Raw genomic sequence first — 19,305 nt, 5'->3', positions numbered from 1 at the left:
TCATTCCCTATAGAGCTGATATGTATGCTCACCAATCATTCTACATCTGCTTTGATTGCTCTATTCATCGAAACGATGGCGATTATTAGCCTCACGCTTTTCGATTGTTCTCATTTTTTGTAAGGTATGATTCTTAACTTCAAAGTGAACTCACCATTGTGTCTTTGCTCCGAGATGAATCATGCCAGAAAACGCGCCTACTCCTGATCCTAAACAGGTTGATATCGTCGCTCCCACTCCACGGCGTTCGACCTGGTCAGAAATGAAGACCAGCGAAGACTGGTGGGCCATCTGGATTGGCGGGCTCTTACTGCTGATCTGTTTTCTGGCGTTTTATCTTAACCTGCCGAACAATTTTTCCGAGCAACTCGCAGAAGCAAAGACAGCTGGTGAAAAGCCGAGCGTACATAGTCCACTCAAGCCCTGGTTAGCAAAGCCAGGTTCATGGACTCAAAACCCGATCAGTTCGATATTTCCACCTGAAAAGAAGAACCTGCTCATTCCGTTATGCGCTGTTTTTTTTATTAGTCTGTGTGCTTTCTCATTGGGTATTAAAGCAATGGGGCACTCTGTTACAAAGTTTGCTGTCGGATTTATCGGCGTGTTTTTGTTGGCGACGCTGGCTTATGTGCTTACCGGACAGGTTGTTGCCAAAAGATACAATCTGGAGTATGCACTTTGGGCACTGATGATTGGTTTGGTGATCAGCAATACGATTGGTACTCCCGAGTGGATGAAGCCCGCACTGAAAACAGAATTTTATATTAAAACAGGTCTTGTCATTATGGGGGCCAGTGTGCTCTTCAGTCGGTTGTTAATCCTGGGACTGCCGGGGATTTGCATCGCCTGGATTGTAACCCCTATCGTGCTTATCAGTACTTATGCTTTTGGACAGAAGATTCTCAAACTGGAATCGAAATCGCTGAACATGGTTATTTCGGCTGATATGTCCGTGTGTGGTGTGTCTGCTGCGATTGCCACAGCCGCATCCTGTAAAGCGAAAAAAGAAGAGCTGTCGTTTGCGATTGGCCTCTCGTTAAGTTTCACTGTCATCATGATGATTGTGATGCCGGCTCTGATTAAAGTGTTGGGGATTGGTCCCATCCTGGGAGGCGCCTGGATGGGAGGCACAATCGACTCTACCGGCGCGGTGGCTGCCTCAGGAGCTATATTGGGGGAACAAGCCGAACAGGTGGCAATTACGATCAAAATGATTCAAAATATTCTCATTGGTGTCACCGCGTTTGGAGTCGCCGTGTACTGGGTCACCCGTGTGGAAGGTAAGGAATCACAAATCAAGCCTGATGCTTGGGAAATCTGGTATCGCTTCCCCAAATTCGTACTTGGGTTTGTGCTTGCTTCTTCTGTCTTCTCGCTTATGTATGTTTACATGCAAGGCGGTGACATCATTGTTCCCACAATGGTGAAAGAATCATCGAAGGTTTTCCGAGGCTGGTTCTTCTGTCTGGCCTTTATCAGTATCGGTCTCGAAACCAACTTCCGGGAACTGACGAAATTCCTGAAAGGGGGCAAGCCGTTGATCCTCTATGTTTGCGGTCAATCTCTTAACCTGATTTTGACACTGCTGATGGCCTGGCTGATGTTCTCGGTCTTCTACAAAGACGCCATCAATGAGTTGTTTAATAAATAGCGATCTCACATCACCAGTGCTTTAAAGCTGATTACTGCCGGATTTTCATGTCATACAGTACGAGTCGTATCGGATAGAATACTGAGTTGTCAGATTGCAAGGTTTCTTTCAGGTACGCATCCGAAAATGGTATCTGAGGATTTAATATCCTTTAGTCAGCGTACATGCAATGTTTCTATTTCATTCTATTTGTGCGGAGTTCCAGATGAGTCTCTCAATACTATATAGCCGTAACCCCTATTGCATAGCACCGTTTACAACATTGGCTGACCTTCGAAACCAGCTTGATCCACTTTTGCGCATTATTGTCTCGACTATGGTCAATTTTGGAAAGTTGAGAGTTCAGATCTCAAGTCAATCGGGCCAAACAGGGCTCATTTGGGGAAACCAAATAGTGCTCATTCAGAAGTGGATTTTAGTCTTTTCCCAAAAACAGCGCCAAACAAGAGGGTTTTATAGTGCTGGAATTAACAGGGGAATATTGATGCATCCGCATGATTTTTTTTACTCGCGCGCGCGACGCAGATCACAGAGTTTCGCGAAGGTCGCGATGACGTCAAGCTAAACTTTCAGCACCTATAAAAGAACGAAATCTTTGGTGAAAAGATTCCCAAAAATGTCAAGTGAACTTGAGCCTGATGACTTTTTGTGTCGCAATGAACAATGTGCATAACTAACAAAAAAACCTCGGCGATATTCACCGAGATTTTGAACTATGACTTTTTAAGGATCAAGCCTGTTGCATTAACCAGACTAACAACCCTTTTGCGAGATGCTTTCGATTTTCGGCTTGCTGGAAGACAATACTTTGTCGACTATCAAGCACCTCATCGGTGACTTCGAGCCCCCGTTTCGCAGGCAGGCAATGCATAAATTTACAATTCGAACCTGCGGCTGTCATGAGCTTGGAATTGACCTGATAATCGGCAAAAATTTTCTTGCGTTTTTCCGTTTCGGCTTCCTGTCCCATGCTGGCCCAGACATCGGTGTAAATCACGTTTGCTTCCGCAACCGCTTTTTGAGGATCCGGCTCCAGTTCCAGTTTGGCATCGGGGATGTTTGCTTTCAATGAAGTCACAAAATCCGAAGATAACTCAAAGCCTTCCGGCGAAGAGACAACGAAAGGAACACCCAACTTGGCACAACAATTGGCGAGTGAGAACGCCACGTTATTACCATCACCCACATACGCCAGTTTCTGTTGAGATAAGTCGCCGGCGATTTCCTGCATCGTAAACAGATCGGTCAATGCCTGACAGGGATGACTTAAATCGGAAAGTGCGTTGATCACCGAAGCGTTCGAGTTTTTAGCGAACTGTTCTATGAGTTCGTGCGAGAAGGTTCGCAATGTGATCACATCAGAATAGCCGCCAATCACCCGGGCAACATCTTCAATCGATTCACGTCCATCCAGGCCCGCCTCTTTGCAGGTAAAGAAGCTCGCACCCCCTCCCAGTTCCCACATGGCTGATTCAAAACTGAGCCTTGTTCTGAGCGAAGGTTTTTCGAATACCTGAGTCATTGTGTTGCCCTGTAATAACTGTGGACGTTCTCCTGATTTTTGTTTCTCTTTTAATTCCTGGACGAGGGCAAATATTTCTAGGATTTCAGACGATTCCAAGTCGTGCAAGGTAATTAAATGTCTCATTGGATATCTCAATCAATGATATGTTAAAAACAGGAATTCCTGTTCGCTTCTTGAAATAAGATTCGAACAGGAATATGTGAATAGCTCAAATTGTTTTGATAAAACGACCCGTCAGCCTTATGCTTCTTCAGCCATTTCCCGCAACACAGTCGCGATAATCTCACAGCCTTCTTCGACTTGTTCCAAAGTCACATTCAAAGGCGGCAATAAACGGACAACGGTATCGTGCGTTGAATTGATCAGTAATCCACGGTCCATACATTTTCCAACAGCAGGACCAGAAGGAATATTCAAATCGATACCCACCATCATACCGCGGACGCGCACTTCACGAATAATCGACAGCTCATTCTGGAGCTGGTCGAAGAATTGCTGAAATTGCTGTGACATACGTTGACAATTTTCCAACAGGTTTTGCTCTTCGATCATTTGACCGGTGGCTAGACCTGCTGCCATCGCCAGAGGATTCCCACCAAATGTGCTGGCATGCATTCCGGGTCGTAAGCTGGGGGCAACTTCTTCAGTAGCGATTACGGCTCCGGCTGCGACTCCCGCTGCGATGCCTTTAGCCATGGTCATGATGTCGGGCTGAACGTCCCACTGCTGATATCCGAACCAGGTTCCGGTACGTCCCATGCTGGTTTGTACTTCATCGAAGATCAGCAGACAGTTGGCTTCATCTGCCACCTTTCGAAGACCGGCCAGATAACCTTCATCGGGAATGTTAACGCCGCCCTCACCCTGTATCGGTTCTACAATGATGGCACACGTTTCATCGTCCACCAGACTGGCAATCGCTTCCAGATCGTTAAACGGTGCATATCGGAAGCCGGCAACTAAGGGGCCCAGTCCATCATGATATTTGGGTTGGGCTGTGGCCGTGACTGCTGCAAAAGTTCGACCGTGAAACCCATTTTCGCAGGTAATGATTTTGGGGCGTTTGCCATCAAAATGTAATCGAGCCAGTTTAATTGCGCCTTCGACGGCTTCCGCACCACTGTTACAGAAGAAGGCTTTACCGAAACTTCGCGTGCAGAGAAATTCGGCAAATCGTCCCTGTGCTTCGGTGTACCAGGTATTGGGTACGTGAATCAAACGAGAAACCTGATCTTGAATGGCAGAGACTACCGGCTCGGGAGAATAACCGAGTATATTACACCCCCATCCGGGAAACAGATCGAGATAGCGTTTCCCCTCGGCGTCCCAGACGTGGCTGCCTTCGCCGCGCACCAGGCTGATCGGATAACGACCATAATTGGGAATGACATATTTCTCGAATAGGGCAATCGTGTCCTGACTGCTGGCATTTCCCGTTAATTGCACTGATACACCTCGTCTAATTAAAACAACCGTAAAACTACATTATCGGATTCTTGGAAAGGAATTGTGACACTATTTCTCAAACGGATGTTCGAAAAAATAGCAAACTTTTTCGTAAATCGTGAAGATCGCACTCTTTTAGATCTTAAGAGACGAACTGAAACCCATCAAAAAGAAGTCGAAGATTATAGCAAAAAGCGATGTTTTCCACATCAATTTCAGCAAAAGAATCCGGTTCCTCACCAAATTTTCATCTAATTAGATTGCATCAACTGCGCCACTTCTTTTGCAAAATAGGTCAAAATGCCATCTGCGCCGGCTCTTTTGAAGCAGAGCAGGCTTTCGAGCATACAGCGTTCACGATCCAGCCAGCCGTTTTGAGCTGCTGCAGAAATCATGGCATATTCACCACTTACCTGATAAGCAAATGTGGGTACTTCAAACTCAGCTTTGACGCGACGAACAATATCTAAATAAGGCATTCCCGGTTTGACCATCACCATGTCGGCTCCCTCACTGATATCCAGACCGACTTCACGCATTGCTTCTTCGCTATTGGCGGGATTCATCTGATAGGTTCGTTTGTCGCCTGTTCCCAGGTTTGCTCCCGAACCCACGGCATCGCGAAATGGACCATAAAAGGCAGACGCATATTTGGCTGCGTACGCCATAATTTGTACATTCTGAAAACCAGCTTCATCCAAGGCTTCACGAATCACACCAACACGGCCATCCATCATGTCCGAGGGGGCGATAATATCACAACCTGCTTCTGCTTGAACGACCGACTGCCGACATAAGACATCCAGTGTCTCATCGTTGACAACATATCCCTCTTTGACCAAACCATCCTGACCATGACTGGTATAAGGGTCCAGGGCAACATCGCAGAGAATCCCCAGATTCAAGTTCTCTGCTTTCAATGCACGTACCGCACGACAAACCAGATTCTCTGAATTATATGCTTCTTCCCCATTCTCAGTCTTTTTAGCAGGATCAGTCGCTGGAAAAAGTGCTAACGCAGGAATCTTCAATTCAGCAGCTTCCCTGGCAGCTTCGAGCAGGTGATCGATGGTCAATCGCTGCACACCGGGCATGGAAGGAATCTCTGTTTTCTGATTCGTGCCTTCCTGTATAAATACAGGCCAGATCAGGTCATTTACAGAGAGTTGATTTTCAGAAACCAACCGTCTAGACCAGTCTGTGCGGCGATTTCGCCGCATTCTTACTTGAGGAAACATAAAAAATTAAACCCTTGTCAATCAAAATGCACCAGATCACGTATAAATAATAGCGCTGAGACCTTGATTATGGCCTAAATAATCTTAATTATAAAGGAATATGCTCTTAATAAATCTGGTTGAGAGTTCAGATTAGACCATTGCATTAGCCGCACAACTTCAATACTGTATTATATGTAGGGGACGAACCCTCCCACCTTAAGATCTGAGATAGCAAGCCTGAACAATGGTTTGTAATCCTTCATCAGTGATACCACATTCTATAAACGAACAGTGAGGATCTTCTATGCGAAGAATGAACATGGTGCTTGTCGGCTCCGCTATGCTGTTTTTCACCGCCTCTCTTGCAACAGCAGGCGACTGGGCACACTGGCGTGGCCCGGAGCATAATGGAATTTCCCGTGAAACCAACTTGGTTGATGCCTGGTCTCTTGACGGTAAAAATGTGATCTGGAAATCAGACATTGGCGGTCGTTCTGCTCCGATTATTTTAGATGGTCGTGTCTATCTAAATTGTCGAACTCACCATGATGTCAATGATCCGGAAGATAAAATCCATTCCAGAGAGCAAGTTGTCTGCTGGGATGCCAAGACGGGCAAAGAACTCTGGAAAGATGAGTTTAATGTCTTTCAAACCGACATCCCCTCACCTCGCGTGGGCTGGGCCAGTATGGCCGGCGATCCAGAAACCGGCAACGTTTTCGTTCACTCAGTCAGTGGTCTGTTTCGATGCTACTCTCCTGAAGGTAAAGTGCTCTGGGAAACCTCGCTGGCCGAAGACTACGGAAAAATCTCTGGGTATGGTGGTCGAACACAAACACCTGTCGTTGATGAAAATCGGGTGATTGTCAGTTTTCTGCAACTTAACTGGGGTAAGACTGCCGTTCCTCCTCCAAAACAGACCTACTATGCTTTTGATAAGAAAACTGGGAAACTGCTTTGGACAGCCGCCCCCGGTGGTAAGCCTTACGATACTAACTATTCTGTCCCCATTGTGACCGTCATCGACGGCACACGGATGTTGATTGCCGGGAACTCAGACGGTGGTTGTTATGCCATGAATGCCCGCACGGGAGAAAAGCTCTGGGGCTTCAAAATGTCCAAACGTGGGTTGAATTGTTCGCCTGTTACCGATGGCAACCTGGTTTATATCGCACATGGCGAAGACAACATCGACAATGTGGAATTTGGTCGTATCCAGTGCATTGATGGATCAAAACGTGGCGACATTACAGAAACTGGCAGCGTTTGGCGCGTTGATGGCGTCAAAGCCGGTTATGCTAGCGTGCTAGTGAAAGACGGAATCCTGTATGTCGTTGCTGACACCGGCCGCATGTATGCCTATGACAGCAAAACGGGTAAAGAGCTTTGGACCTATAATCTTGGTACCGTAGGAAAAGGTTCTCCTGTCTGGGCAGATGGAAAGCTGTATGTGATGGAAGTGAATGGAAACATTCATATTCTCAAACCCAGCCGCGAAAAATGCGAAGAACTTTCGCACGTTCAACTTCTGGCCCGTGTGGACAAAGGACTTGATGAAATCTATGCCTCACCGGCGATTGCCGACGGTCGAATTTATTTCGTGACTCGTGACCGCACGATTTGTATTGGTGATGAAAGTAAAAAACCAAGCAGTGGTTCCGTTCCTCCATTAGGAGCAGAAAAAGCCAAGCAGGATAAAATTGCTTCGATTCAGTTAACTCCATTTGAAATCGCCGCCACTCAAGGCGAAAAAATCGATTATGAAGTTCTGGCTTATGATGCAAATGGACATTTTATTAAGAAGGTCGATGCCAAAATTACTCCTGGCAAAGGGCTGGAAGGTTCGAAAGTAGATGGTTTGAGCTTGATGACTCCCGCTGATTTAAAAGCTCCCGTTGCCGGGACTGTTTCCGTGAAAGTCGGAGATGCGACTGCGGAATCTCGAGTCCGAGTCTTTCCACCACTTCCCTGGAAGTTTGACCTGGAAGGCTATAAAGGCAAGCAGGTCCCTCCAGCCTGGGTCAATGCATTCCTGAAACTGCAACCCAATGAGGTAGATGGAACAACAGCGCTCAAAGCCAGCCCTGGCAAAGGTCGTCCAAGTGCCACTATCTGGCTGGGACCTTCTGATATGGGTCAGTTAGCACCAAATGGATATACAATTCAAGCAGATGTCTTTCTGAAAGAGCAAAAGCGAAAGCTGGCCAGCATGGGAGTGACCGTGAATCGTTATAATTTGATTCTCAAAGGGAATTCCAGCAAACTGGCGATTCAAAGCTGGGCACCACATAAGAGAATGACTAAGGAAGTTCGGTTTCGATCAGACCCGGATGTCTGGTATACTCTGAAACTCAAAGTCGATATCAAGGATGGTCAGGCAACTGTGAAAGGTAAGGTATGGCCTCGCAAGAAACCTGAACCCAAAGAGTGGACTATTGAAGCCTCAGACCCACACGCGAATATGAAGGGTAGTCCAGGGCTTTATCTTTACCGTCTCGCAGATGCTTACTTCGATAACATCATTGTCTCTGAGGATAAATAATGAAAAAGTTTCTATTTCGATTCGCTCTGTTAAATTTGCTTGCATGCTTTACATTCGTTTCAACAGGGTGTGAATCCCGTGAATCAACGACGAAACCTGCACCCGGAACGGAAACCGATCTGGGAGGCGCCGCTCCAATCGACGAAGCTGGTTCTACAACAGGTGAAACAGGAGTTAATGTTCCTGAACCGGACGCTGACCCCAAACCATCTGAACCAGAACTGGATCCCGATGGGAATCCTGTCGAATCAAAGGTAGAAGCAAAACCTAAAGATACAGAACTAGCGAAAGCCGCTCCTAAAAAAGGCGAGGGTCAACCAACATCAGCCGGCAAAAAATCTACGATTACTGGTGACTGGACAATGTGGGGTGGTTCTCCTTCTCGTAACATGGTCAACAAAACCACTGGAGTTTCAATCGACTTCAAACCGGGTGAAGGTGACGAACCAGGAGAGAACATTCTCTGGGTTTCGAAGCTAGGCTCACAAACTTACGGTAATCCTGTTGTTGCCGATGGTCAGGTTTATGTAGGAACAAACAATGGCGGAAAGTATCGTCCTCAGTATGAAGATGACCTGGGTGTCGTACTTTGCTTTGACGAAAAAACGGGAGACTTTAAATGGCAGCTCTCTCGTGAAAAGCTTCCACAAGGCCGTGTGAACGATTGGCCCGAGCAGGGAATCTGTGCTGCACCTTGTGTTGAAGGAGATCGCCTGTGGGTTGTCACAAACCGTTGCGAACTCATGTGCCTTGATGCAAACGGGTTTTATGACAATGAAAATGATGGCCCTGTCAAAGATGAAAAAGATACCGATAAGAAAGATGCTGATATCATCTGGTCACTCGACATGATTGAAGACCTGGGAGTATTTCCTCACAACCTGGCAACCAGTTCGCCTGTTGTTCACGGCGATTACGTCTTCCTGTTGACCTCAAATGGAGTTGACGAAGCCCACTTGGAAGTACCTGCTCCTCGTGCCCCTTGTTTTCTGGCAGTCAATAAGAAAACAGGGAAGGTCGTTTGGGAAGACAATACTCCTTTTGATCAAATTCTGCACGGTCAATGGTCTTCTCCTGCAATAGGCGAAGTGAACGGTCAAGTTCAGGTTTACTTCCCCGGTGGTGATGGCTGGCTCTATGCCTTCACTCCTGAAGGTGATGGCGATGGAAATGCCAAACTGATCTGGAAATTCGACCTGAATCCTAAAGATTCAAAATGGGAACTCGGTGGTCGAGGTACTCGTAATGCTATCATCAGTACTCCTGTTTTTTATGACAACAGCGTGATCCTGGGTGTCGGTCAAGACCCTGAACATGGTGAAGGGGTTGGCCACATTTACCGCATCGATGCCACAAAAACAGGTGACATCAGTCCTCAGATTTCTGATGGTAAGAAGGGGTGGAAAGATAACCCCAACTCCGGGCAGATCTGGCACTATGGTGGGGAAGATGTGGATGGCAAGCTGACCGGTAAAAAAGGTGAGCTGTTATTCCGGCGAACCATGTCGACTGTTGCTGTCGCTGATGGTCTGGTTTACGCTCCTGACCTGAGTGGTTTCGTCCATTGCCTCGACTTGGCAACCGGAAAACGCTATTGGGAATATGATATGTTCGCCGCCTGCTGGGGCTCTCCCATGGTCGTAGATGGTAAAGTATTTATTGGAAATGAAGACGGAATGTTAGTCATTCTTGAAGCTGGCAAGGAAAAGAAACTGCTGGATGAGAAGACGTTCAACTCTTCAATCTACAGTACACCAACCATCGCGAATGGCAAAATGTACATTTCTGATCGATCTCAATTATACTCGATCAAAGTGACTGACTAATAAGAGGTTACGACCTTTTATACCACATAAAACAGAAGTCTGAGTTTCTCGGGCTTCTGTTTTTTAATGCGCGATGGAATTCGGTTTTGACATAAAAACGCTTTTTTGATACACCGCGGTCTCAGAACACATCAAATCGTACCTGCCACAAGCACAAAAAATCCCAATCTGGTCAAACCAGATGAGCAGGATCAAATCCTAATCTGCTGACTGATCAAATCGGAAGACCAAATCACTTATGTCATCTGCCATCATCGTCATTCCCTGTTTCAATGAAGAAAAACGATTAGAGATTCTGCAGTTTCGCAAATACGGAATCACTCATCGCAATCATCGTTTTTTATTTGTCAATGATGGTAGTAGCGACCGTACTGGCATCATCCTGGATGAACTGAAAGAGTTCGATTCCGACGTGTTTGATGTGCTTCATCTTCCTCGCAATCAAGGCAAAGCGGAAGCCGTTCGCCAGGGAATATTGCAGGCAATGCACGCGGGTGTTGACTATGCCGGATTCTGGGATGCGGATCTTGCCACACCCCTGGAAGTGATTCCCGAATTCACAGCGCAACTTGACCAGACTCCAGAACTGTCAATGGTCATTGGCGCACGTGTCAAACTTTTGGGAAGACAGATTGAACGACAACAACTCAGGCACTATCTTGGTCGTATTTTCGCGACTGCGGCCTCCATAGTTTTAAAGCTTCCTATTTATGATTCTCAGTGTGGTGCCAAAATGTTTCGTGTGACCCCAGAAACGAAAACGCTCTTTACCACACGATTTTTGACAAACTGGATTTTTGATGTCGAGCTTCTTGCCCGAGCTCGCCAGTTGGAAAAGTTCTTTCAGTGTTCTTCACTTGAAGAGACCGTTTATGAACTACCGCTGTCAAAATGGATGGATGTTGCCGGTTCAAAAGTCAAACCGCACGATTTTCTTAAAGCGTTTTTTGAACTATGTTCTATTTACTGGAACTATCTAAGGCCTTCAATCAAAGAACCTTTCACCCAATTGTCTGAAACTCCAGTGACGGAAGAAATTCGCCGAGCTGCTTAAATCATTCCGTGTCAGCTTACTCCAGAACCACTACACAAACAGGCATTCTTTTGCCCTGCTTTCATCCAGATTCCGCTATGCTCGATAAAGTGCATAGGCTAACATGGAATTTAATGCCGACAGGATAAAGACGAGCGGTGCAATCACTCCAAAGAGCCAACTGCGTAAAGACGCCAAATAAATCATCAGTGATACTAACACCAGGGTTATGAGCAGCATCCCAGAAAAAGCCAGACCATCAGAAACGTGATGAAAAAATAATGCGCGCGGTACTAGTGCTGGTAAACCAGGCCACATTTTAATCCAGGACCAGCGATAATCAGTCCAGGATCCACCATTCAATATCAACCAGGAATACGGGTAATAAGTGCAGAACAAAATGATCGGAATGACAACTTTTAATGACGGACGCTTCGCCCGAGAAGTCGCTCGTCTAAGCATGATGAATATTGAACCAGCTATTACAATATCCGCATTTCACATCACCCTGAGGCGAAACATCAATGTTATCTGACAAAGGCGCATTGCATTTGGGGCAAGTATAAGTACCTCGTTTTGTATTAGTCGAAGTGGTTTCCATGACATTCGATTTGGGTAAGATCCCCTTAGATGTGATAGCTTTGTAGGCAGTAAAACTACCAATGGCAACAAAGGGAATCGCAACGAAAGATCCGAAAATTCGAAAAAACAAAGGGGGAGAATGGAATCCACCAAAGGGTTGTGACCATAGAAAACCTAAAACGGTCAGCCCAACCCCAGCAAATACACAGCCTACGATGGCTCCGACGAACTTAGCCCCGGTTGTGATCGTTTTCTGCAGTTCTTCTTGTTCGTTCATTGGTTTCACAAATTCTCAAATCTGAATGTTAAGGAGTTTTGTTGCAAAATTAATCGACTTGCAGGTGTTCCACCTTTTCTTTAAAGTCGATATCCTGTAGGAGAGCGTAGCGCACGATATTCAAAGCAAGATTGACTGCATCCTGCGGAATATATCCGGCACAAGCCACTGAAGCCTGCTGTTCCAGAGCACAACTGATATCGTACTTGCTATAGATGACTGCCAAGTGTCCGTCGATTTCGATCCCTTCCAGTAAGGGCTCAACGATCACCGTTTTTGCTTTGAGAGGTTGATTGACATCGTCTACTTCCATCTGACGGCGTCTGACTTTGCGAACATCATGACCTGTTTGTTCTGTAAAGAGTGAGTGATTAATGGGGATACGCTTCAGTTTTTTTGTGGGAAACATGTCATGAATCATTTGTCGAAAACTTTGATCAAAAGGTTGAGAGCCGCAACAGGCATCAGCAAACAAGACTGCTCCGTTTTCGAGTGCCTGCTTTAATGTCGCCTGTTCTGTTTTCGAAAGGCTGAACTGAGTTCGTCCATGCATATAGAGCAGTGGGTATTTCAGAAGACTCGGATCGCTGGCAGGCAAGTTCAATGGTTTTGTAGAGGCAACCATGCCTGCTTTTTGATTGAGTGCCTTTAATAAATTGCGTAACGCACGAGGAGCCGCATCCCAGGTACCAGAATGACGAAGTTTTGCTATTTGCAAAAATCCGCGTTCAATTTGATCCTGCGCCCCTCCCTGGTTGGCTAATTCTTCTTGATCGAGTTTGTTTGGAGGCTCGCGACCGGTGGCATAAGCAATCACATTCGTACCAATTCTAATGGCACGTGTAATCATTGATGTGGCTTGAGCCGAACGCTTCTTCGAGGGAAATCGCATCCACTTATCCCACAAACAAGCAAGATCATCGGGGCAGTAAATAATTGAAGTTCGACAGCCAACGTCCACTCCGTAAAGCTCGACACTTTCAGCATCGAGTAAATACTCACAACGAAACACGGGATGTTCTGCAGTCAATCGTTTCAGTTGTGCTTCTCCTTGCGGATACATACGTTGAATCAATTGACGAAATCCCCGATCAAATCCGGCACCATTACAGTTATCAACCGCAAAAATAAAACCACCTTGTTCCACGTATTGCTTCAACGTCGTCGTTTCTTTTTCACCAAATTCCGGATCGTCCAGCCCACTGATGAAGAGTACTGGTGCCTGCCTGAGAACCTGCACACTTCCACTTTGAATTGCCAGCTCAAGATTGACGGTCTGCCAAGTAAGAAGTTTGGGCCAATCGGGACGCCCTGATAAAGCGTCTGTCAGATTTAAAATATCGTTTTGATGATGGTTCCAATTAGGAATGGCATCCGGATTTTGAGCGACTTTCTGTTTTGTGTTGTATTCCAGTTTGTTGATCAAGACGGGCGCCAGTCCCTTAGAAAGAAACAACAAAACAAAACTGGTCCCCAAGACAGGATTACCTTCTATTTGCCCTGCTCCCTTCCAGGATCCATCTCGTACCGACTGTCTTTTTACAAGGAAGGCAGCACCTTCACGGTACCAGTCATGTTTTCCAAAAAAACGTGTCCCACTGAGTCGCCCCGCCCGTTCGAGTCCATAAAGATAGTAGAGTAACCAGGAATTCACTCCCGGATTGCTCCCCACAGAAAAATGATTTGTCATCCAACGGACTGCTCGTTCTATTGACTGATCTGCTTCTTTTTTATCACAGCAAATGGGTGTTCCATCGGGATTGACTTTCAAATCATCCCCCAGCATCGAATTCACAATCACCATTGTGGCGATACCGGCCACTGTCATACTGCCTCTGCTTTTCCCGCCTCGGGACTGATATCCCCAACCTCCATCCGCACTCTGCTGAGTACTCCAATACTGTTTGATCAATCGCCATGTACTAAGGCTGACAGGCACACCCGCATGAACCGCATCTCGTAAAGCCAATACAGCGTACTGGCTGTTACTTCTGTCTGCGGTTCCCACTCCACCAATGGCCATGCCAGGACCATAGCTCCAGCCTCCTGCATCGGGACCATTTTTTACCTGGCTTGCCTCCAGGCGGCTGACCAGAGCCTGAATCAATGTTAAATCCCGTTTACCATCTTTCGCAGCGGCCAAAGCCATGATCATCAAACTGACCTGATAAGTCCCCTTTGGACCGGGAGGACGAATTGACCTTAAATATTTTAAACCTCGTTGGACCGGTTCGTCTTTTGCTGTCATCCCACAATTGACAATCGCCATCAAAGCTAGACAGCTGACTCCGACACTATAACTGGATCCGATGGGAGCTGGCCACGAACCACTCTCATTTTGATTTTTCAGCAGAAAATCTCGTCCCCGCTCAATCGAATCAGCAACCGACTTTGCAGTGAGTTCCTGGGCAGAAGCAGTGAATAATGGCTGCATACAATAAGTAAAGCAAACAACAAACGCCAGTATCCAGCGTAATGTTAAACTCAACTTTCGATTATCAGAACCTTCCATAGCATCTCACTTTCTCTCATGTGACAAAACATTAGACAAAAATCTGCAACTCTTATCATCTAGAACTGTCATGAGAGTCATTATAGTTCAACAATTGTCTATACTTACCTGATTTTTAGCTATTTTTTACGATGTCAGTACTTTTCTGACTGATTTGAACATTGTATCAGTTTTACTTCTTCTACTCAGGAGTCTCGGTTTCTCTGGACATTTGAGATGACTATAATTGCGGTTCCTGCAAAAGTATTTTCACATAAGTCAAAACACTTAGCTACATAAATTGGTACCCTGTATCAGGATGACTAATCTCACTCAAACAGACTTAATCATTTATGAGAGAATGGAAAAACATTGGCTAACGAAAAACGCGACTTCGACGATTTTCTCGAAAAGTTAAAACGTCATCATGATGTGATGGTAGACGAACTTCATAAAGTCATCATCGGGCAAGATGATGTGATAGAACAAATTATGGCAGCCATCTTTACGGGTGGACATTGCCTCCTGGTAGGTGTTCCCGGACTAGCAAAGACATTATTGGTCAGCACGATTGCTCAGATACTTGACTGCGATTTCAAACGCATTCAGTTTACCCCTGACCTGATGCCCTCTGATATTACGGGAACCAATGTATTGGAAGAAGAGGATTCTGGACGGCGTTCATTTCGGTTCGTACAAGGCCCGGTGTTTACGAATATTCTGCTGGCAGATGAAATCAACAGAACCCCTCCGAAGACACAGGCTGCTCTGTTGCAATCTATGCAGGAACGAGAAGTCACCGTAGGCCAGGAGACCTACGATTTACCAGACCCTTTCTTTGTCATTGCCACTCAAAACCCCATTGAGCAGGAAGGAACCTATCCGCTACCCGAAGCACAACTGGACCGTTTTATGTTCAACATAAAGGTCGAGTACCCGAATCTGGAAGAAGAAGAAAAAATCCTGGCTTCAACCAGCATAAGTGAGAAACCGGAGATTCGCAAAGTATTGACGGCCAAATCGATCATCTACCTCCAAAGACAGATCAACATGATCGAAGTGGGTCCGATGACAATTAACTATGTGACGCGACTGGTACGTGCGACACGCCCCTCTGATGGCTCAGCGCCCCAATTTATTAAACAAATGGTCGACTGGGGAGCCGGTCCAAGAGCAGGACAATATTTGATTTCCGGTGGTAAAGCAATCGCTGCTATGGCGGGACGCGCCAGTGTTTCGCTCAATGACATCAGACGTGTCGCGATTCCTGTGCTCAGACATCGCATTTCAACCAACTTCCAGGCTCAAGCTGAAGGATTGGTAACAGAAGATATCATTGCACGTCTTCTGGAAGAAATCCCAGAGCCTAATATTCCTAAATATGAGTGAACTACGCGAGCTTGTATCACTCATTTCTAAAAGGTAAAAACCAGGGAAGAAAAAACACTCGTTGAGAAGGTCAACGTTCAATAAGCGGTTAGTTCTGCAGAATCGTTGAGCTGATGCTGCAAAACTTTCTGAATCTTAGCTCGTAAATTGCGAATTTTGATAGGTTGAACAAGAATACGAGAACGATCTGTTTTTCTTAATTTTTTCTTAGTTTTGGCATTCTTCTCGGAAAGAATGAGAATCGCAGCCAGATCGAGATCCAGTTCCATCGCTTTATGAAATGCTTCTACGGCCCCTGAGCCAATGGCATCTTCCATAAAGACGACACAGTCAGGAGCATTTTCTTTAATACGGTTCAAAGCACGATCTACGTCACTTAAAATCAAAACACGATAGCCATGTTTTGTAAGGTAATCCCGCAAGACGTCTTGATTCTTGGATCGATTTTCAACGCACAAAATTGTAGGAGGAGCCATAGAAATTTTTAATGTTTGCTCTGCCGTCACTTTCGCTTCCGAAGCTCCTTGTGCATCGCTTTTATTTTCAGGATCATCTAATTGAGCACGCACTTCAAGCAACTCTTGAATTGCCTCAGTGGCAGATTGGAAACGTTCTTGCGGTTGATAGGCCATTAACTTTTCTAATACATTCACTACCGAAATTGGCAAATCTGGATCCAGGGATGTAATGGAAGGAACCTGGGAATACCGTGATGGTTTTTTCCGTTCTTCGACATCTTTAGTACGTGGAAACGGAGGTTTACCACAAAGAAGTTCATAAAAAATGGTTCCCACGAAATAGAGATCGCTTCGCGGATCATTTCGTGGGGCACCGGTTGATTTTTCTAATGTTCCATATTCAACAGCACGCTGATGGGCTTCATTGGCAGCACCACTGGCATCCTCTTCCCCTGCCAATCCAAAGTCAATCAGTTTGGCGACTCCCTGAATCGACATCAACACATTTGTGGGTTTCATGTCACGGTGTGTGTACCCGAGACGATTCGCGTATTCCAAACCTTCACAAATATCGATCGTGTAGTTGATCGCTTCCTGTGGAGAAAGTTTTTTGCGGATCGTGATGAAATCACGTAGATTTCCCCCTTCTACAAATTCCATCGTGAAATAATGAATATTGTCCTGCACTCCGACATCGTATATCGGAACAATATTTTTATGCTGAAACTGCTTACAAACTTCTGCTTCCCGATGAAACATCTTGACAGTTTCAGGATCCTGAGCCCAGCGCTGTCTTAGAACTTTGACGCCCACCATGCTACCATTGGTCAGGGAAGAAGCGCGATAGACGCGTGCGAAACTTCCAGAGGCATTCTGGTACATTAATTTGTTATCGCCAAGTACCAGACCCTCGAGTTCATTACTTTTTAAACGACCAGCTTGAAACGAAGTAATCAAATTTTTCCGTTCCAATAATCGAATCAGCTTGTCATCATCAGTCGATTTATCCTGAAGTTCCTGAAGACAGGAATCGATATCTTGTTGGGAAACAAGTCGTAAGTCGACTAGCTGTGCGCTCAACTTTTTCTTTGCTGACTTCTTATTAAAAAAAATCATTCGCGGTCCATGATCTGCAGATGCACATCGGGCAATGTATTAGATTTACTGCAAACTCGACTAAAAACAGGAAAAAGAAATTTGGCCTGTTTTAGCCAGATTTAGGAATAAGAAAATAGGCAACTCAAGTACAGAAAATCTAACGGCCTTGTACGATCTCAATAGATAGTAAGAGCCAAAAAAATAATAAAACAACGGCCCTGTATAGATAAATGGATACTCAATAAAACCTCTCATGAGGTATCTAAGAATACCCAATTATAACACCTAATTTAGCAGAATGGAATCAGTGAACACGCGAGCATAAAAGAATTTCGCATTTTTTCAGCAAGGCAGGGTGTCTATTCGTTTTAACCGGAATGCACTCAGGAATTAACTAACAAGGTTCCATATTTAATAACACCACAAGCCAACGTGGTTTGTATATTCATTCGGGAACCGGTGCCTTCATAATGAAACGAAATTAGATCGGCTCTAGAGCCGACTTCTAGATCGATCTCGTCAAATCCCAATAAGCGTGCGGGATTCCGGCCTGCCATATCCAAGGCTTGCTGTAAGGTGATGCCGGCCATATCGATGGCTGTCGTCACACAGGTATCGGTTTCTAAGCCTGAACCAGCAAGCAATTGACGCTGTCCTGCAATAACGATAGGTCCATCTTCGAGGACCTCCATCTTGACTGAGCCCTCTTCATAGATACCAGGAGGAGAACCAGCTAAGCCTGAGGCATCGCAAGTGATGACCGTATTTTCAACTCCTTTGGTTTTAATAACCGTTCTCACTACACTGGCTGGCAGATGATGGCCATCAGTAATAATACTAGCCATCAACCGTGATTCTCCCAACTGTTCCCAAATATAGTTGGGATGTCTACGTAGTGTGCCGTGAGCGCCATTGCCTAAATGTGTACTTAACCGGGCACCTGCGTCTACCGCAGCGGTAATCTGTTCTGGCTCGGCAGCTGTATGACCGATCGACACAACAACGCCCGAAGCAACTGCTTTTTTGATAAACGGAATCGCATTCTCAACTTCGGGAGCCAATGTAATCAATCGAATCCGATCTCCCGAAATTTCCTGTAAGCGCGAGAATTCGTCCCAGTCAGCAGCACGCACGTGATCCAGAGGGTGAGCGCCACGGGGTCCTTGAATGGGTGAGATATAGGGACCTTCCAAATGACAGCCCGGGACCATTTGATTCACCCACTCATACTGTTCGCAAGCTTCTCGAATCGCTGAAAAACCACCGACATAGTCTTCATAAGAGCTTGTGATCAAAGTCGGACATAATCTGGTAATACCGTACTGGTAATGTTTCTCTAATACAGAACAAACATCTTCTACAGTAAGACCTTGCTGATTGAACCAAATCCCACCATGTCCATTGATCTGTAGATCAAACAGGGACGGAGCGATAAAGGGAAGATCTGCTGCTTCAGAATCAGGCAGCAAATCTATTGAAGATATTTTTTCTCCTTTGATCTTAATGCTGACAGCTTCATAGGTATCGTATCTTCTTCCAACTAACTCCATCAATTGCCTCGAGCTTTTAAACAATTTGAACCAGAATAGTATCTCTAAAGTTTGAGCGGCTTTTCTGTGTTTATTTAAACTTAGAAAGTATACTGAATATTAAGCAAAGTCAAAAAAACAAATTTTCGAACAATGCCTTATACCATGAAATTCATGCAATTTACAGTGAGAGCTTAAATGTTTGTGTACTATGACATAATTCTGAGTATTTTTTAGT

13 protein-coding genes are annotated in these 19,305 nt (G+C 45.5%); 5 read left to right on the top strand and 8 right to left on the bottom strand.

The window, feature by feature from the left end:
* Window positions 1–181 precede the first annotated feature (181 nt).
* Window positions 182–1,651: a YeiH family protein gene (locus V144x_RS08160; protein WP_144984007.1), complete on the top strand. Its 1,470-nt coding sequence runs from the start codon at window positions 182–184 to the stop codon at window positions 1,649–1,651.
* A gap of 730 nt (window positions 1,652–2,381) precedes the next feature.
* Here V144x_RS08160 and argF read toward each other — a convergent pair.
* From argF to hemB, 3 genes are all read right to left on the bottom strand, one after another.
* The gene (gene argF, locus V144x_RS08155) at window positions 2,382–3,299 is read right to left on the bottom strand and encodes an ornithine carbamoyltransferase (RefSeq protein WP_144984004.1); all 918 of its coding nucleotides are present in this window, start codon (window positions 3,297–3,299) and stop codon (window positions 2,382–2,384) included.
* Window positions 3,300–3,416: 117 nt separating this feature from the next.
* Window positions 3,417–4,622, bottom strand: a complete 1,206-nt coding sequence (locus tag V144x_RS08150) for an aspartate aminotransferase family protein (RefSeq protein ID WP_144984001.1) — start codon at window positions 4,620–4,622, stop codon at window positions 3,417–3,419.
* A gap of 251 nt (window positions 4,623–4,873) precedes the next feature.
* Window positions 4,874–5,860: a porphobilinogen synthase gene (gene hemB / locus V144x_RS08145; protein ID WP_144983998.1), complete on the bottom strand. Its 987-nt coding sequence runs from the start codon at window positions 5,858–5,860 to the stop codon at window positions 4,874–4,876.
* Window positions 5,861–6,146: 286 nt separating this feature from the next.
* Here hemB and V144x_RS08140 point away from each other — a divergent pair, with 286 nt between their 5' ends.
* The 3 genes from V144x_RS08140 to V144x_RS08130 all read left to right on the top strand — a co-directional run bounded on the left by V144x_RS08140 (window position 6,147) and on the right by V144x_RS08130 (window position 11,264).
* The gene (locus tag V144x_RS08140) at window positions 6,147–8,384 is read left to right on the top strand and encodes an outer membrane protein assembly factor BamB family protein (RefSeq protein WP_232102760.1); all 2,238 of its coding nucleotides are present in this window, start codon (window positions 6,147–6,149) and stop codon (window positions 8,382–8,384) included.
* Window positions 8,384–10,210 carry an outer membrane protein assembly factor BamB family protein gene (locus V144x_RS08135; RefSeq protein ID WP_144983995.1) on the top strand — a complete coding sequence of 609 codons (1,827 nt, stop codon included), beginning with the start codon at window positions 8,384–8,386 and terminating at the stop codon, window positions 10,208–10,210. Before V144x_RS08140 ends, V144x_RS08135 begins: the two co-directional genes overlap by 1 nt.
* A gap of 238 nt (window positions 10,211–10,448) precedes the next feature.
* On the top strand, window positions 10,449–11,264 hold the full coding sequence (locus V144x_RS08130) for a glycosyltransferase (RefSeq protein WP_144983992.1): 816 nt from the start codon (window positions 10,449–10,451) through the stop codon (window positions 11,262–11,264).
* Window positions 11,265–11,339: 75 nt separating this feature from the next.
* Here the strand turns inward: V144x_RS08130 and V144x_RS08125 are convergent, their stop codons facing one another.
* From V144x_RS08125 to V144x_RS08115, 3 genes are read right to left on the bottom strand one after another with little or no spacing between them, the layout of a single operon-like run.
* The gene (locus V144x_RS08125; protein ID WP_144983989.1) at window positions 11,340–11,705 is read right to left on the bottom strand and encodes a hypothetical protein; all 366 of its coding nucleotides are present in this window, start codon (window positions 11,703–11,705) and stop codon (window positions 11,340–11,342) included.
* On the bottom strand, window positions 11,698–12,102 hold the full coding sequence (locus V144x_RS08120; protein ID WP_144983987.1) for a hypothetical protein: 405 nt from the start codon (window positions 12,100–12,102) through the stop codon (window positions 11,698–11,700). Before V144x_RS08120 ends, V144x_RS08125 begins: the two co-directional genes overlap by 8 nt.
* A gap of 49 nt (window positions 12,103–12,151) precedes the next feature.
* Window positions 12,152–14,614 (bottom strand): DUF4159 domain-containing protein, encoded by a 2,463-nt coding sequence (locus V144x_RS08115; RefSeq protein WP_232102759.1) that lies wholly within the window; start codon window positions 14,612–14,614, stop codon window positions 12,152–12,154.
* 351 nt (window positions 14,615–14,965) lie between these two features.
* Between V144x_RS08115 and V144x_RS08110 the strand changes: the two genes are divergently transcribed.
* Window positions 14,966–15,982: an AAA family ATPase gene (locus V144x_RS08110; RefSeq protein ID WP_197993258.1), complete on the top strand. Its 1,017-nt coding sequence runs from the start codon at window positions 14,966–14,968 to the stop codon at window positions 15,980–15,982.
* A 77-nt stretch (window positions 15,983–16,059) separates the two neighbouring features.
* Here the strand turns inward: V144x_RS08110 and V144x_RS08105 are convergent, their stop codons facing one another.
* Together V144x_RS08105 and V144x_RS08100 are read right to left on the bottom strand one after the other, a co-directional pair.
* Window positions 16,060–17,556 carry a protein kinase domain-containing protein gene (locus tag V144x_RS08105; protein WP_144983984.1) on the bottom strand — a complete coding sequence of 499 codons (1,497 nt, stop codon included), beginning with the start codon at window positions 17,554–17,556 and terminating at the stop codon, window positions 16,060–16,062.
* 365 nt (window positions 17,557–17,921) lie between these two features.
* A complete protein-coding gene (locus V144x_RS08100; RefSeq protein WP_144983982.1) occupies window positions 17,922–19,088 on the bottom strand; it encodes an N-acetylglucosamine-6-phosphate deacetylase in 1,167 nt (388 codons plus the stop codon).
* Window positions 19,089–19,305 lie beyond the last annotated feature (217 nt).

Origin of the sequence: Gimesia aquarii (assembly GCF_007748195.1) — a bacterium.
Lineage (GTDB): Bacteria > Planctomycetota > Planctomycetia > Planctomycetales > Planctomycetaceae > Gimesia > Gimesia aquarii.
This window is presented reverse-complemented; position numbering and strand designations above follow the sequence as displayed.